Source organism: Rhodococcus sp. X156, assembly GCF_004006015.1.
In the GTDB taxonomy this organism is placed as follows: Bacteria; Actinomycetota; Actinomycetes; order Mycobacteriales; family Mycobacteriaceae; genus X156.
The window spans coordinates 2,567,718-2,582,615 of sequence record NZ_CP034766.1 but is presented as its reverse complement, the minus strand read 5'-3'; the positions used below and the strand labels follow the sequence as shown (position 1 = coordinate 2,582,615).

Below are 14,898 nucleotides of genomic sequence, written 5' to 3'. Positions count from 1 at the left end.
AAACCCGGCGCCTGGTGATCAGGCGCCGGGCTTCTCGGGAGGCGAGGGTCAGGCTGCGCTGGATCAGGCGGCGGCGAGCTTGGCCTGCACCTCGGCGAAGGACGGGTTGGTCGCGGCAGTGCCGTCAGGGAACACCACGGTGGGCACCACCTGGTTGCCGCCGTTGACGCCCTCCACGAACTCCGCGGCCGCGGGGTCGGCCTCGATGTCGATCTCGGTGTAGCCCACCCCCGCCTCGTCCAGCTGCATCTTCAGTCGGCGGCAGTAGCCGCACCACGCGGTCGAGTACATCGTCAGTTCACCCATGGCCGGAACAACACCGGCAGACGGCATTTGCTTCCCGGCCCGCACCGCCGCCCGGTACCGGAGCCTGCGCCACCGCCTCAGCCACCTCACCCGGGCACGGTAGCGCGCCGAGGCGGACACCCGGAGGGGTGAGGTGCGTGTCGGTGCGGGCTGAGAGGATGGCAGGCATGCCAGACAGTGCCCAGCCCGCCACCTCCGCCCAGCCCAGCGACGTCGCGGCGGTGCTGGACGGCCTGGACGAGCAGCAGCAGGCGGCCGTTGCGGCGCCCCGCGGGCCGGTGTGCGTGCTGGCAGGCGCGGGTACCGGCAAGACCCGCACCATCACCCGCCGCATCGCGCACCTGGTGGAGCACGGGCACACCTCCCCGGGGCAGGTGCTGGCCGTCACGTTCACCTCCCGCGCCGCCGGCGAGATGCGCACCCGCCTGCGCGGGCTGGGCATCGGCGGGGTGCAGGCGCGCACCTTCCACGCCGCCGCGCTGCGCCAGCTGCGCTACTTCTGGCCGCAGGTGGTGGGCGACACCCCGTGGGAGCTGCTGGACCGCAAGTTCTCCCTGGTCGGGCAGGCCGCCAGCCGGGTCGGCGCCAAGACCAGCACCGAGAACGTGCGCGACCTGGCCGGGGAGATCGAGTGGGCCAAGGCCACGCTGATCGCGCCGGAGGACTACCCGGCCGCGGCCGTGCGCGCCCGCCGCGACCCACCAGGCTCGGCCGAGCAGGTTTCCGCGGTCTACGCCGGCTACGAGGCGCTCAAGGCCCGCAGCGGACAGCTGGACTTCGACGACCTGCTGCTGCACACCGCCGCCGCCCTGGAGGAGCACTCCGCGGTGGCCGAGGAGTTCCGCGACCGCTACCGCTGCTTCGTGGTGGACGAGTACCAGGACGTCACCCCGCTGCAGCAGCGCGTGCTCGACGCGTGGCTGGGCGAGCGCGACGACCTCACCGTGGTGGGCGACGCCAACCAGACCATCTACTCCTTCACCGGCGCCACCCCGCGCTACCTGCTGGACTTCTCCCGGCGCTTCCCCGAGGCCACCGTGGTGCGCCTGGAGCGCGACTACCGCTCCACCCCGCAGGTGGTCTCGCTGGCCAACCGGGTGATCGGCGCGGCCAAGGGGCGGGTGGCCGGCAGCCGGCTGCAGCTGATCGGGCAGCGACCCAACGGGGTGGAGCCGCACTTCTCCGAGCACGACGACGAGTCCGCCGAGGCCACCGCGGTGGCGGCGCGCATCAAGAAGCTGATCGAGGCAGGCACCCCGGCCGCGGAGATCGCGGTGCTCTACCGCATCAACGCCCAGTCGGAGGTGCACGAGCAGGCGCTCACCGAGCTGGGCATCCCGTACCAGGTGCGCGGCGGTGACCGCTTCTTCGAGCGGCCCGAGGTGCGCCAGGCGGTGCAGGTGCTGCGCAAGGCCGAGCAGAACGGGGTGGGCCAGGCCGGCGGCGGGGGCGAGGCAGGAGACGACCCGGTGGACCTCATCGCCCTGGTGCGCGCCCTGCTGGAGCCGGTGGGCCTCACCGCGCAGGCCCCCTCGGGTGGCAACGCCCGCGACCGGTGGGAGTCGCTGCTGGCGCTGGTGCAGGTGGCCGAGGAGCTGGTGGCCCACGAGCCCCGGGCCGGGCTGGCGCGGCTGATCAGCGAGCTGGCCAGCCGCGCGGAGTCCCGGCACCCCCCGGTGGTGCAGGGCGTGACGCTGTCCTCGCTGCACGCCGCCAAGGGCTTGGAGTGGGACGCGGTGTTCCTGGTGGGCCTGGTGGAGGGCACGCTGCCCATCCAGCACGCCCTGGGCGAGGGCGGCGCGGCCGAGGAGGCCGCGGTGGAGGAGGAGCGGCGGCTGCTCTACGTGGGCGTCACCCGCGCCCGCGAGGTGCTCTGCCTGTCCTGGGCGCTGTCCCGCAACCCCGGTGGGCGCAAGAGCCGGCGCCGCTCCCGCTTCCTGCAGGGCCTGGTGCCTGCCGACTCCCCGGCGGCGCGCACGCCGAGTCGTCCCGAGCAGGGCTCGCGCAGCAACCGCAAGCGCGCGGTGTGCCGGGTGTGCAACGCCGTGCTCACCGGCACCCTGTCGGTCAAGCTGGGCCGGTGCGAGGACTGCCCCTCCGACCTCGACGACGAGCTGCTCGAGGCGCTGAAGGACTGGCGGCGCGAGCGGTCGGCAGAGCTGAAGGTGCCTGCCTACGTGGTGTTCACCGACGCCACCCTCACCGCCATCGCCGAGCAGCAGCCCACCACCGACGCCGCGCTGGTGGCCATCCCCGGCATCGGCGCGGCCAAGCTGGAGCGCTTCGGCGCCGAGGTGCTGGGCCTGGTCAAGGCCGACCGCTCCACCAGCGACGCCTGACCGGGCAAAACCGCAGGTCATAAATGGGTTGTGAGCCCGCGCGCCCCTGGCATAGCCTTCTCCGCAGCACCACGGCACGACAGCACCAGAACGAGACAGCGCCAGGACAAGACCCAGCGCGAACGACCAGCAGCGATGAGCAGGACGAGGGAGGTGGCGACGATGGACAACACCACGATGGCCCGCACCCGTGGGGCAGCGGCACGCGTCGGCGCCGCGTTCCCGTGCGCCGCACCGTCCGCCAACCGGCGCAACCGTCGCGCGCCCGTCGCCTGGAGTGACTCCTAGCAGTCTCCCTGCTCCTCCAGACCACGGTCCCGCAGCGCGCGGACCGTGGTCTTCTTTGTGCACCGCACTCGGTGACGACCCCGGCCGCACCCACTCGCCGCCCCGTCCCGACAGCACTGGCTAGTGCTCACTGAAGAGAAGGACTCCTCAGGTGTCTCCCGTCAGCACCCCCACCCGCCCCCGCAGCCGACAGCGGTCCCTGCCGCCGCCGGAGGCCCGACAGGAGGAGATCGACACCCTGCCGTTGCCGTGCCGCCACGCCGACGCCGACCTCTGGTTCGCCGAGAGCCCCACCGACGTCGAGCACGCCAAGACCCTGTGCGGGCACTGCCCACTGCGGCAGCGCTGCCTGGCCGACGCGCTCGACCGGGCCGAGCCCTGGGGCGTCTGGGGCGGCGAGCTGCTCCAGCACGGCTGCGTCGTCAGCCGCAAGCGGCCCCGTGGCCGCCCCCGCAAGCATCCCGTGCCGAGAGAGGCGTCGTGAACATCGTCGCGGGCACCGAGATCCCCACCGTGCGGACTCGTGCGGAGCAGCACAACGCGCTGCACCTGGTGGAGCTGCGCCACCAGGCGAGCCAGCTGCGGCAGGAGGCGCGGCAGCTGCGCCGGCAGGCCCGGGCGCTGCGCAGGCAGGCGCGCCAGCTCAACCGGGCGCCCTGGCTGGGCGCGGTCGGCCGCCTGGGCTAGCGCGGGGCTAGTCCTCAGCGGCGCCGGGCTGCCACTCCTGCACGATGGCCCGGAAGGGGGCCTCGGCGTCGAGCTGGCAGAGGATGCCGATGGAGCCCAGCGTCACGCGGTGGATCAGCAGGTACTGCGGGGGCAGGTTGAGCGAGCGGGCCAGCTGGAACTCGTCGCTGTGCACGTCGCTCACCCGCTCGGCCTGGCCCTGCATCCAGCGCCGGGTGAAGTGGAACGTCTCCTCCTGCATGGGCTCCACGAACGGCCGCAGGTAGCCGAGCACCTCGGCGGGGTCGAGGTCGGCGCTGCGCGGCACGAAGCGCTCCTCGCGGAGCATCTCCATCAGCTCATCGGGCTTGTCGTCGATGGCCAGGCGGATCATCCGCCCGAAGGTCACGGGCAGGCCGTCGGGCAGGCGGGCCACCGCGCCGAAGTCGATGACGCCCATCCGGTTGTCCGGCAGCAGCAGGTAGTTGCCCGGGTGCGGGTCGGAGTGCAGCAGCCCGGCGCGGGCGGGGGAGGAGAAGTGGAACAGCGCCAGCAGCCGGCCCATCTCGTTGCGCTGCTCGGGGGTGCCCTCGGCGATGACGGTGGACAGCCCGGTGCCCTCCACCCACTCGGAGACGATCACCTTGGGGGCGCTGGCCACCACCTTGGGCACCATGAAGTCGGGGTCGCCGTCGTAGGCGGCGGCGAAGGCGCGCTGGTTGTCGGCCTCGGCCCGGTAGTCGAGCTCCTCCTCCATGCGCTCGCGGAGCTCGTCGATGAGCGGCCGCACCTGCATGCCGGGGATCACCGACTGGAACATCCGGCCGAAGCGCTGCAGCTGGCGCAGGTCCGAGCGCAGGGCCACGTCGGCACCGGGGTACTGGATCTTGACGGCGACCTCGCGGCCGTCGTGCCACACCCCGCGGTGCACCTGGCCGATGCTGGCGGCGGCGGCGGCGACGTCGTCGAAGGACTGGAAGCGCTCCCGCCAGCCGGTGCCCAGCTGCTCGGCCAGCACCTTGTGCACGGTGGCGGCGGGCATCGGCGGCGCGCTGGCCTGCAGCTTGGTCAGCGCCTCCCGGTAGGGCCCGGCCATCTCGTCGGGCACCGCGGCCTCGAAGACGCTGAGTGCCTGGCCGAACTTCATCGCCCCGCCCTTGAGCTCGCCCAGCACGGCGAACAGCTGCTCGGCGGTCTTGGCGCTCAGCTCGGCGCCGACGTCCTCGCTGCTCCGACCGGCCAGCCGCTTTCCCCATCCTGCGGCGGTTCGTCCGGCAAAGCCGATGGGCAAGCTGGCCAGCTTCGCGGTGCGGGCAGCGCTGCTACGAGGGATGTCGGACACCGTCACATTGTCGCCGATTGCCGTCCGGCGTGTGGGCTTCGGGCTCGGCAAGTCTTTATTCATGTGCGCCACAAGGGCAATCGGGGTGCGGACGCCACACGCGGCGGGTGGTTTCGGCCCGGTGGACGTCCACGGTGATGGTGGCGCCGAGCGTCGGGGGCGGGCCGGTGGCGGCGGTGGCCGGCTCGGTGAGGTGCTCCAGCTGACCCAGCGCCACCCCCGCGGTGGCCCGCACCGCGGCCGGGCTGCCGTGCCCGGCCTGGCCGTGCAGCTGTGCTGCCAGGGCGGGCCAGTGCTGGTCCCGGTCGGTGCGGTGCAGGTCGGCGCACCGCAGGCAGCTGGTGCGTCCCGGCAGCACCAGCGGTCCCACCAGGCCGCGCCCGTCGCGCAGCCGCACCGACAGGTGCGCCACCTGGGCCTGCACCAGCTCCGCGGCCAGGCACGGGTCGGCCACCAGGGTGTCGGCCAGCACCACCACCCCAGCGGTGCGGGTCCAGCCGCGGGGCAGCCCGGGCCAGCGGGTCGAGCGGCTGGGCGGGTGCCCGGCCAGCGCGAGCGCGTCGGCCACGGCGTCGCTGAGCGGGCCCTGGCCGTGCACGTGCACCGGGACGGGGTTGGCCGCGCTCGGGCGACCGGTGACAGTGAGCATCCCGGCGTGGTCGAGCTCGTCCAGCAGCCGGTGCAGCTCGGGCTCGGTCAGGCCCGCGTGCGCGGCGGCCTCGCCCAGCTCGGCCACGGTGCGGCTGCCGTCCAGGCCGTTGAGCAGCTCCGCCAGCGGCTGGGCGTCGGACGATCGGCTGGCCTGCACCAGCACCGCGCGCTCGGGGTCCCAGCCCAGCTGCACCTGGCCGCCGGGGCGGGTGAGCACCCGCACGGTGAGGTCGAGCACGGGCCGGGCGGTACGGGTGATGGCGCTGTGGGTGATGGCGGTGGTCGTCATGACGGCCACTCTGCGCTGCTCAGCCCCCGCCTCGGGCCGGGTTCGCGCAGCTGTGGACAGCGGTCAGGGCTGGGCGGGGGAGACGCTGACACTCACCTCGGTGGCTCCCGGCTCGGCGGCCACCTCCAGCACCGCGGCGTTGGGGGCGGAGACCACCCGCGCGCCCACCGCGCTCACCCGGTAGCCGGTCGGGTACTGCCCGGCCGGGGTGGCCACCGTGCTGCGGGCGCCGGCGGCGAAGGTGCCGGCGCCGTCGGCGCGGGCGGTGCTGTAGCGCAGCGACAGGGTGTGGCGGGCGCGGTCGAAGGAGTAGCCCAGCGGCGTGCCGGCGACGGACCGGGGGTGCGGCACCGACAGCAGCGCCAGCTTCTCCGCCCGCACGTTGGTGCCGGTGGGTGGCTCGGCGGGGTCCTCCACCACCCCCTGCTCGGCCAGGTCGGCGGTGGTGGGGTCGTTGCAGCCGCAGTAGGCCCAGTACTGCCAGCCCACCATCGCCGCCGCCGCCCGGTCGACCACCCCGGCCAGCACGTCGGGCTTGCTGGTGGCGCCGAACTCGGTGACCAGCAGCGCGGCCCCGGTGGCCCGGGAGTACGCGTCGGCGTTGGCGTGCACCAGGGGGTCGAAGTACCCGCAGCCGGCGTCGGCACCGGTGACGAAGGTGACCGGGCAGTACAGGTGGTACGACAGCCCCTGGTTGGCCACCCCGGCGTTGCCGGTGACCATCGGTGCGCCCGCGCTGGCCAGCGAGAACGGCTCGGTGAACACCAGGGTGTGCGGGTCCTGGGCGCGGATGGCCGCCCCCACCCGCTGGTGCAGGGCGGTGAGCCCGGCCGCCGAGGTGGGGCAGGTGGCCAGCACGCAGCCCAACCACTGCGAGCCGGGCCAGGGCTCGTTGAGCACGTCGTAGCCCAGCACCCCGGGGCGTCCGGCGAAGCGCGCCGCCACGTGCCCCCACGCCGCGGCGAAGCGGTCCTGCAGACCCACGCCGCCGGGGCCGGGGTCGTTGGCCAGGAAGTGGTCGTAGGCGCGGATGAGCGCCGGCTGCAGGAACTGGTTGGTGGGAAAGCCCAGCTGCGGCCAGGCGGGCAGCCCGTCGTCGAGCACCGCCCAGTCGGGGGCGAACTCACCCTGGAAGCGCTCGTTGTACATGTCCTGGTGCATGTCCAGCAGCGAGGTGACGCCGTGCCGGGCCAGGGTGTCCACGGTGGCGGCGATGCGATCGAGGTAGGCGTCGTCGTAGCGGCCGGGCTCGGGCTCCACGGCCTTCCAGATCACCCCGACTCGGACGCTGTCGAAGCCGTGGGCGGCGAGGAAGGCGGCGTCGGCGTCGTCGAAGCCCACCGCGTCCGGGGCGTAGGGGGCCCGCTTGTTCACCATGTTCACGCCGCTGGTGATGAGCACCCGGCCGTCGGCGTCCACGATCCAGCGGCCCGCCGCGCCGTAGGGGCCGGGGCCGGGCAGGGTCGTCGCGGCGCCTGGTTCGGGTGCCGCGTCCGCGGGCGTGCCGGTACCCACCAGTGCGGCGGAGGCCAGCCCGAGGGCCAGCAGCGTCGCTGCGGATCGGCGCAATCCGGGGCGACGCACCGGAGTCAGGCTTTGCCGAGGATGCGGTTCATCTTGGTGCCGCACACCGGGCAGGTGCCCTTGGCCATGCGACGACCGTTGGTCTCGGTGACCTCGCCCTGGAAGTCCCGCTTCTCCCGACACTTGACGCAGTACCCGTTGTAGGTGTCGGCCATTGCGGCGCTCCTTCGTGGACCCTGGGTTGCACGGTCAGTAGCTGCGCACCTCGGAGAGTGTGGGTCTCTGAGCTGCGGGAACCGACGGTACCCACCACTCGTGGGCTCCGCACGGCGTAGCGGCGCCGGAGGTCCTGCCTGGGGACCTCGCTACGGTGGCACCCGTGCCAGCCGACCCCCACAGCTCCCCAGCACCGGCCGCCGGGTCAACCGCACCGAAGGTGGAGGTGCGCCGCAGCGCCAAGCGTCGCCGCACCGTCAGCGTCCGCCGGGAGGGCGACACCGTGGTGGTGCTGGTGCCGGCGCGGCTGAGCAAGGCCGAGGAGGCCCGCTGGGTGGCCACCATGCTGGAGAAGCTGGAGCGCTCCGAGCGCCGCCGCGCCACCGGTACCCGACGCTCCGACGCTGACCTGGTGCGCCGCGCGGAGCAGCTCTCCGCGCGGTGGCTGGCGGGGACGGCGCGGCCGGCGGTGGTGCGCTGGGTTCCGGCGATGCGCACCCGGTGGGCGTCGTGCACCCCGGCCGATGCGTCCATCCGGGTGAGCGAGCGGCTGCGCACCGCCCCGGCCTGGGTGCTGGACTACGTGCTGGTGCACGAGCTGGCGCACCTGCTGGAGTCCGGCCACACGCCGCGCTTCTGGTCGCTGGTGCACCAGTACCCGCTCACCGAGCGGGCCATCGGCTACCTGCAGGGCCTCTCCGCCGCCGAGCACGCCCCCGCCAGCCACCAGGGCGGGAGCCAGCCGGGCGGGGGCGAGCCGGAGGACAGCGAGCCGGACGACGACGTGGCTGCGGCGCCGCCCGACGCGCTGGACTGAGCGGGGCCGGACCTACTTCTGCAGGTTCGGCCCGTCGCCGGCGTCGCCGTCGTCCTCGCCGGGCTCGTCCTTGCGGGCGGCCTCCTCGCTCTCCCGTGCCATGGTGCGCTCGAGCTCCTCCATGGGGTTGTCCGAGCCGGAGGTGCGGCTCATCAGGAAGCGCTCGGCGAAGGCCACCGGGTCGTCCAGGTCGTCGGAGCTGGGCAGCAGGTCAGGGTGCGCCCACACCGCGTCGCGGGTGGCGGCGTCGCTGCGCTCGGCGAGCACGCGCCACAGCTCGGCGGCCTCGCGCAGCCGCCGTGGCCGCAGCTCCAGGCCCACCAGGGTGGCGAAGGTCTGCTCGGCGGGGCCCCCGCTGGCGCGGCGGCGGCGCAGGGTCTCGCGCAGCGCGTCGGCGCCGGGCAGCCGGTTGTGCACCGCGTCGGACACCACGTGGTCCACCCAGCCCTCCACCAGCGCGAGCAGGGTCTCCAGCCGCTGCAGCGCGGCCTTCTGCGCGGGGGAGGTGGTGGGGCCGAAGGTGCCCTGGCTCAGCGCCTGCTCCAGCGCGGCCGGGTCGCCCAGGGTGGCCGGGTCGAGGTTGCGGGCCATCTCCTCCATCGCGGAGAAGTCCACGGTGATGCCGTTGGCGTACTCCTCCACGGTGGCGAGCATGCGCTGGCGCAGCCACGGCACGTGCGCGAAGAGGCGGTGGTGGGCGGCCTCGCGGGCGGCGAGGTAGACCATCACCTCGTGGTCGGGGCGGTCCAGTCCCTCGGTGAACGTGGCGATGGCCTGGGGCAGCAGCGCCGCGGTGCCCTCCGGGCCGAGCGGCAGCCCGATGTCGGTGGAGCTGAGGACCTCCTTGGACAGCTGGCCCAGGGCCTGGCCCAGCTGGGAGCCGAAGGCCATCCCGCCCATCTGGCTCATCATGCCCATCATCGGGCCGAGCATCTGCTTGGCCTCGTCGGGCAGCCCCTCCACCCAGGCGCCGGCCATCTTGGTGGCCACCGGGTCGCACAGCCGCTGCCAGGTGGGCATGGTGTTGCTCAGCCAGTCCTTGGCCGTCCACGCCGCGCCCTGGCGGAAGCCGGCGGGCAGCGGGGTGACGTCGTCCAGCCACAGCTCGGCCAGGCGCAGCGCGTCCCGGACGGCGTCGGACTCACCGGACTTGAGCGCGGGGACCGGGCCCAGCTGCTGCTCGGCGAGCTGGCGGGCGAGGTCGTAGTTGACCGGGCCGCTGGAGCTGCCGGCGTTGGAGAGCATCTGGCCGAACTGCGTCAGCATCTGTCCCAGGGCCGCGGGGTCGAAGCCACCCGCGCCGCCGCCACCGAAGCCGAAGGGGTTGTCCGAGGATCGCTTGCCGCGCTCGTCGTCGTCGCCCGAGTCGTCACCGGAGCCGGAGAAGCCGAAGGGGAGATTACTCATGGGTCAACGGTACCCGGCAGCAGTCGCCGGTTCCGCACCATCGGGGCACGCTCTGGGCGAACACGACCCCTGACCACACCGGCGCGCGGACCGGACGGGCTTGCCGGAGCGGGCCGGCCAGGACCGGGCTCTACGCTGACCCCCGTGACGCGTCGGACAACCACCCTCATCGTGGGGCTCGTGCTCATCGTCGTGCTGGGCGGGTTCGGGGGAGCGGTGCAGGTGCCCTACGTCGCGCTGGGCCCCGGACCGACGTTCAACACCCTCGGCGAGGTGGACGGCAAGCCGGTGGTGGAGGTGCAGGGCCGGGAGACCGCGCCCACCGAGGGCAACCTGAACATGACCACGGTGGCCGTCAACGACGGCATCAGCCTGTTCGGCGCGATCGGGCTGTGGGTGAGCGGGCGCTACGCGCTGGTGCCGCGCGACCAGATCTACCCGCCGGAGAAGACCCGGGAGCAGGTGTCGCAGGAGAATGCCCAGGACTTCGCCGAGTCGGAGAACAACGCGGAGGCCGCGGCGCTGCTGTACCTGCAGGTGCCGACCAAGGTGACGGTGGGCGCGCTGACCCAGGGCTCACCGGCGGACGGGGTGCTGGCCGCGGGTGACCAGCTGCTGTCGGTCAACGGCAAGCCCGTGAGCACCGCCTACGAGACCCTGCAGGCGTTGAAGAACACCAAGGCAGGCGAGCGTGTGAGCGTCACCTACCGCCACGACGGCGGCCCGGAGACCTCGGCCACCATCACCCTGGCGCAGGGATCGGAGGACGAGGACCGCGGCTACATCGGGATCACTCCCGACACCACGCCGGACGCGCCCTTCACCATCGAGTTCAACCTCGCCGACATCGGCGGTCCCTCGGCGGGGCTGATGTTCGCCCTCGCCCTGGTGGACAAGCTGACCACCGGCACCCTCAACGGCGGCAAGTTCGTGGCCGGGACCGGCACCATCGACGGCGTCGGCAAGGTCGGTCCCATCGGTGGCATCCCGTTCAAGATGATCAAGGCCAAGGAGGCCGGGGCGACCACCTTCCTGGTGCCCCAGGCCAACTGCGCCGAGGCGCTGCAGCGGGTGCCCGAGGGCCTCGAGCTGATCAAGGTGGACACCCTGCGCACCGCGGTGGACGCGCTGAACACGGTCAACGCCGGCGGCCAGCCGCCCCGCTGCTGAGCGCCTTACTCCTCCAGGGTCGCCTGCAGGGCGGCCACCAGGTTCGGGGCCAGCTCGGGGTGCTCCAGCAGCTCGGGCTCGGCGTCGGGGTCGGCGGCCAGCTGGGCGGCGTCGGGACGCAGCTGCAGCAGGCACAGCGACTCCCCGCCGCGCAGCACTGCCGCCACCAGCCGGGCCTCCTGCCGCTCGGGGTGCTCGGCGGCCAGCTGCAGGGCCACCCGCTCGGCCTCGGCCTCGTCGGCGGTCTGCTCGGTCACCTGGTCCAGCTCGGCCTCGGCCTCCGGCGGCAGGATGAGGATCTCCTGCACCAGCACGCAGCCGGCGACGGCATCCGGCCAGGTGATCCCGGCGAGCGCCTCGTCCAGCTCGGGGGAGCCGCCCTCGGTGCCGCCGGGCAGGGGCTCCTGGGCCACCGGGGTCAGCTCGGAGTCGCTGGAGAGTCCCTCGGCCAGGTCAGGCTCGCGCTCCAGGAGCTCGGCGGTGGGCACCAGGGCGAACAGCTGCGGCGGCTGGTCCCACCCGGCGTCGTCCACGAAGGCGACGACCTCGCGCACGCAGGTGGACAGGGCGGACGGTGACAGCAGGCTCATGGCTCCATGGTCCCAGGGTCGGCACGGGGCGGTCCCACGGGCTGCTGCTGGGCCGGCTGCTGGCAGGGGACGCATCCGGCGCCGGGGCCGCCGGAGGCTGGGGACAAATCGGGCACTGTGCAGCCCAGGGGCTTGCGCTGAGGGCGAAGCGGGCGGCTGAGACGCAGCATCGTCAGTAGACTGCGCGATATCACCGAATTGTCAGACCGGTGACACCACCCAGCGGCGCCCAGCGCCGTGCGACTGCTTGGAGTGTGGCTTCGTGGCCGTGCGCCCACCCACTGGTATGTCCGGATTGTCGAGAAGGAGTCGGTGGCTGTTGGCCGCCGGCGTCGTGCTGCTGGTGCTCGTCTTCGGTGGCTCCCGCTTCCTCAACACCTACATCGACTGGGAGTGGTTCGGGGCCCTCGGTTTCCGTGGGGTGTTCACCAAGGTCCTCATCACCAAGCTGGTGCTCTTCCTCGTCGTCGGGTTGTTCATCGGCGCGGTGACGTTCGGGGCGCTGTACCTGGCCTACCGCACTCGGCCGGTGTTCGTGCCGGTGTCCGGGCCGGACGACCCGATCGCCCGCTACCGCACCGCGGTGATGAGCCGGCTGAAGCTGTTCGGCATCGGCATTCCCGTGGTGGTCGGCGTCATCGCCGGTGCCGTGGGGCAGTCCGACTGGGCGCTGGTGCAGCTGTTCCTCAACGGCACCAGCTTCGGTCAGACCGACCCGCAGTTCGGGCTCGACCTCGGCTTCTACGCCTTCGACCTGCCCTTCTACCGCTTCCTCATCGACTGGGTCTTCGTCGCGGTGGTGCTCGCCTTCCTGGCCAGCCTGGTCACCCACTACCTGTTCGGCGGGCTGCGCCTGGCCGGCCGGGGTGGGCGGCTGACCACGGCGGCGCGGGTGCAGCTGGCGGTGCTGGCCGGCACCTTCGTGCTGGTCAAGGCCGTCGCCTACTTCTTCGACCGCTACGAGCTGCTCTCCAGCGACCGCAACCCGCAGTTCACCGGTGCCTCCTACACCGACCTGCACGCGGTGCTGCCGGCCAAGCTGATCCTGCTGTGCATCGCGGTGATCTGTGCCGCGGCGTTCTTCGCCGGCGTGGTGCTGCGCGACCTGCGGGTGCCGGCGCTGGCCACCGCCCTTCTGGTGTTCTCCTCCATCCTGGTGGGCGCGGCGTGGCCGGCCATCCTGCAGCAGTTCTCGGTCAACCCCAACGGCCCCGACCGGGAGGCGCAGTCGATCCAGCGCAACATCGACTCCACCCGGGCCGCCTACGGCATCACCGACGAGCAGGTGAACTACGTCGACTACCCGGGCACGGCCACGGTGGCGCCGTCGGACGTGGCCACCGACACCGCCACCATCTCCAACGTGCGCCTGCTCGACCCCACGGTGCTCTCCCGCACCTTCACCCAGCAGCAGCAGCTGAAGAACTTCTACGGCTTCCCGGACACGCTGTCGGTGGACCGCTACGAGACCGACGGCGAGCTGCGCGACTACATCGTGGCCGCCCGGGAGCTGGCGCCGAACGCGCTGACCGGCAACCAGGTCAACTGGGTGAACAAGCACACCGTCTACACCCACGGCAACGGCTTCGTGGCCGCGCAGGCCAACAAGGTCAACGCCGCGCTGACCGACGCCGGCACCGGCACCGGGGGCTACCCGGTGTACTCGGTGAGCGACCTCAACTCCAAGTCGCAGACCATCCCGGTGGACCAGCCGCGCATCTACTACGGCGAGCTGATCGGCAAGTCCAACCCTGACTACGCCATCGTCGGCGACGTCGAGGGTGCGGCGCCGCGGGAGTACGACACCGACTCCTCCAGCTTCACCTACGACGGCAAGGGCGGGGTGGACATCGGCAGCTGGGTGAACCGGCTGGCCTTCGCCGCCAAGTACGGCGAGCGCAACATCCTGTTCTCCAGCGCCGTCACCGACGAGTCCAAGATCATCTTCAACCGCGACCCCCGCGACCGCGTGCACGCCGTGGCGCCGTGGCTGACCACCAACAGCGAGACCTACCCGGCGGTGGTGGACGGGCGCATCCAGTGGATCGTGGACGGCTTCACCACGCTGGACTCCCTGCCCTACGCCCAGCGCACCTCCCTGGAGGCGGCGACGGCGGACAGCCTGGCGGCCTCGCCGGGCGTGCGGCAGGCGCCGGACAAGCAGGTGTCCTACATCCGCAACTCGGTGAAGGCCACCGTGGACGCCTACGACGGCACGGTGACGCTGTACGCCAACGACGACAAGGACCCCGTGCTCAAGGCTTGGCAGGGGGTGTTCCCGGGCGTGGTCAAGCCGGCCAGCGAGGTCTCCGACGAGCTGCGCTCGCACTTCCGCTACCCGGAGGACCTGTTCAAGGTGCAGCGCGACCTGCTCACCCGCTACAACGTGAGCGACCCCAAGGAGTTCTTCCAGAACAACGGCTTCTGGTCGGTTCCGGACGACCCGACGGTGGACAACAACAACGGCAAGGCGCCGCAGCCGCCGTACTACGTGCAGGCGGCCGACCCGCAGACCGGCAAGTCCTCGTTCCAGCTGACCAGCGCGCTGGTGGGGCTGAAGCGGGAGTTCCTGTCCGCGTACATGACGGCCAGCTCGGATCCGGACACTTACGGGCAGATCACCGTGCTCAAGCTGCCCACGGACACCCAGACGCAGGGTCCGCAGCAGGTGCAGAACTCGATGCTCTCGGCGCCGTCGGTGTCCAAGGAGCGCAACCTGCTGGGGCAGCAGTCCACCAAGATCGAGTACGGCAACCTGCTGACCCTGCCGGTGGGCCAGGGTGGCCTGCTGTACGTGGAGCCGCTGTACATCGAGCGGTCGGCGCAGAGCTCGTCCTTCCCGCAGCTGGCCCGCGTGCTGGTCAGCTACAACGGGCAGGTGGGCTACGCGTCCACGCTGTCGGAGGCGCTGGACCAGGTGTTCGGGGCCGGGGCCGGCTCGGGCACCACGGCACCGGCCAGCCCGGCGCCCGGGGGCTCGACCGCCACACCGACCGCGCCGCAGGCACCGTCGGCGGGCACTCCTGCGCCCTCGGGGCAGAGCGTGGAGCAGGCGGTGACCAACCTGAACAACGCGCTGGCCGAGCTGAAGACGGCGCAGTCCAGCGGTGACTTCGGCCAGTTCGGGCAGGCGCTGACCAAGCTGGACGCGGCCGTGAAGGCGTACCAGCAGGCCAACGGCCAGGCGGCCACCGGGAGCGGGACCAGCGGCAACGGGACGTCGTCCGGCAACGGAGCGAGCGCTCCGGCCACCTCGGCGCCCGCGCCGGCGCCCCAGCCCGGCGGCTAACTAC

The 14,898-nt window shown here is 72.7% G+C and carries 13 protein-coding genes; 6 read left to right on the top strand and 7 right to left on the bottom strand.

Features of this window, described 5'->3' with window-relative positions; translation table 11 throughout:
- Positions 1-63 precede the first annotated feature (63 nt).
- Positions 64-306, bottom strand: coding sequence for a mycoredoxin (locus tag ELX43_RS12205; RefSeq protein ID WP_127783662.1), 243 nt, complete (start codon positions 304-306; stop codon positions 64-66).
- A gap of 167 nt (positions 307-473) precedes the next feature.
- On the opposite strand from ELX43_RS12205, the gene ELX43_RS12200 reads away from it, so the two are divergent.
- The 3 genes from ELX43_RS12200 to ELX43_RS12190 all read left to right on the top strand — a co-directional run bounded on the left by ELX43_RS12200 (position 474) and on the right by ELX43_RS12190 (position 3,620).
- Positions 474-2,645, top strand: a complete 2,172-nt coding sequence (locus ELX43_RS12200; RefSeq protein WP_127783661.1) for an ATP-dependent DNA helicase UvrD2 — start codon at positions 474-476, stop codon at positions 2,643-2,645.
- Positions 2,646-3,132: 487 nt separating this feature from the next.
- Positions 3,133-3,417 carry a WhiB family transcriptional regulator gene (locus ELX43_RS12195; protein WP_127784870.1) on the top strand — a complete coding sequence of 95 codons (285 nt, stop codon included), beginning with the start codon at positions 3,133-3,135 and terminating at the stop codon, positions 3,415-3,417.
- Positions 3,414-3,620, top strand: coding sequence for a hypothetical protein (locus ELX43_RS12190; protein WP_127783660.1), 207 nt, complete (start codon positions 3,414-3,416; stop codon positions 3,618-3,620). Before ELX43_RS12195 ends, ELX43_RS12190 begins: the two co-directional genes overlap by 4 nt.
- Positions 3,621-3,627: 7 nt before the next feature.
- Here ELX43_RS12190 and ELX43_RS12185 read toward each other — a convergent pair whose 3' ends face one another.
- From ELX43_RS12185 to ELX43_RS17650, 4 genes are all read right to left on the bottom strand, one after another.
- On the bottom strand, positions 3,628-4,941 hold the full coding sequence (locus tag ELX43_RS12185; RefSeq protein WP_164860651.1) for an AarF/UbiB family protein: 1,314 nt from the start codon (positions 4,939-4,941) through the stop codon (positions 3,628-3,630).
- A 55-nt stretch (positions 4,942-4,996) separates the two neighbouring features.
- Positions 4,997-5,881: a TOMM precursor leader peptide-binding protein gene (locus tag ELX43_RS12180; RefSeq protein WP_127783658.1), complete on the bottom strand. Its 885-nt coding sequence runs from the start codon at positions 5,879-5,881 to the stop codon at positions 4,997-4,999.
- A gap of 63 nt (positions 5,882-5,944) precedes the next feature.
- Positions 5,945-7,465, bottom strand: a complete 1,521-nt coding sequence (locus ELX43_RS12175) for a cellulase family glycosylhydrolase (protein ID WP_127783657.1) — start codon at positions 7,463-7,465, stop codon at positions 5,945-5,947.
- A 5-nt stretch (positions 7,466-7,470) separates the two neighbouring features.
- On the bottom strand, positions 7,471-7,620 hold the full coding sequence (locus tag ELX43_RS17650) for a DUF5679 domain-containing protein (protein WP_164860650.1): 150 nt from the start codon (positions 7,618-7,620) through the stop codon (positions 7,471-7,473).
- 164 nt (positions 7,621-7,784) lie between these two features.
- On the opposite strand from ELX43_RS17650, the gene ELX43_RS12170 reads away from it, so the two are divergent.
- The gene (locus ELX43_RS12170; protein ID WP_241248932.1) at positions 7,785-8,438 is read left to right on the top strand and encodes a YgjP-like metallopeptidase domain-containing protein; all 654 of its coding nucleotides are present in this window, start codon (positions 7,785-7,787) and stop codon (positions 8,436-8,438) included.
- A 12-nt stretch (positions 8,439-8,450) separates the two neighbouring features.
- Here the strand turns inward: ELX43_RS12170 and ELX43_RS12165 are convergent, their stop codons facing one another.
- On the bottom strand, positions 8,451-9,845 hold the full coding sequence (locus ELX43_RS12165; RefSeq protein WP_127783656.1) for a zinc-dependent metalloprotease: 1,395 nt from the start codon (positions 9,843-9,845) through the stop codon (positions 8,451-8,453).
- A gap of 144 nt (positions 9,846-9,989) precedes the next feature.
- On the opposite strand from ELX43_RS12165, the gene ELX43_RS12160 reads away from it, so the two are divergent.
- Entirely contained in the window at positions 9,990-11,015 is a 1,026-nt protein-coding gene (locus ELX43_RS12160) for a PDZ domain-containing protein (protein ID WP_206518012.1), read from the top strand.
- 5 nt (positions 11,016-11,020) lie between these two features.
- Here the strand turns inward: ELX43_RS12160 and ELX43_RS12155 are convergent, their stop codons facing one another.
- Entirely contained in the window at positions 11,021-11,605 is a 585-nt protein-coding gene (locus ELX43_RS12155; RefSeq protein ID WP_127783655.1) for a PPA1309 family protein, read from the bottom strand.
- 262 nt (positions 11,606-11,867) lie between these two features.
- On the opposite strand from ELX43_RS12155, the gene ELX43_RS12150 reads away from it, so the two are divergent.
- Positions 11,868-14,894: a UPF0182 family protein gene (locus tag ELX43_RS12150; protein ID WP_127783654.1), complete on the top strand. Its 3,027-nt coding sequence runs from the start codon at positions 11,868-11,870 to the stop codon at positions 14,892-14,894.
- The last annotated feature ends 4 nt before the right edge of the window (positions 14,895-14,898 follow it).

Excerpts from the sequence above, each read along its gene's own strand:
- ELX43_RS12205 (WP_127783662.1), bottom strand. The coding sequence starts at position 306 with ATGGGTGAACTGACGATGTACTCGACCGCGTGGTGCGGCTACTGCCGC.
- ELX43_RS12200 (WP_127783661.1), top strand. The coding sequence starts at position 474 with ATGCCAGACAGTGCCCAGCCCGCCACCTCCGCCCAGCCCAGCGACGTC.
- ELX43_RS12180 (WP_127783658.1), bottom strand. The coding sequence starts at position 5,881 with ATGACGACCACCGCCATCACCCACAGCGCCATCACCCGTACCGCCCGG.
- ELX43_RS17650 (WP_164860650.1), bottom strand. The coding sequence starts at position 7,620 with ATGGCCGACACCTACAACGGGTACTGCGTCAAGTGTCGGGAGAAGCGG.
- ELX43_RS12165 (WP_127783656.1), bottom strand. The coding sequence starts at position 9,845 with ATGAGTAATCTCCCCTTCGGCTTCTCCGGCTCCGGTGACGACTCGGGC.
- ELX43_RS12155 (WP_127783655.1), bottom strand. The coding sequence starts at position 11,605 with ATGAGCCTGCTGTCACCGTCCGCCCTGTCCACCTGCGTGCGCGAGGTC.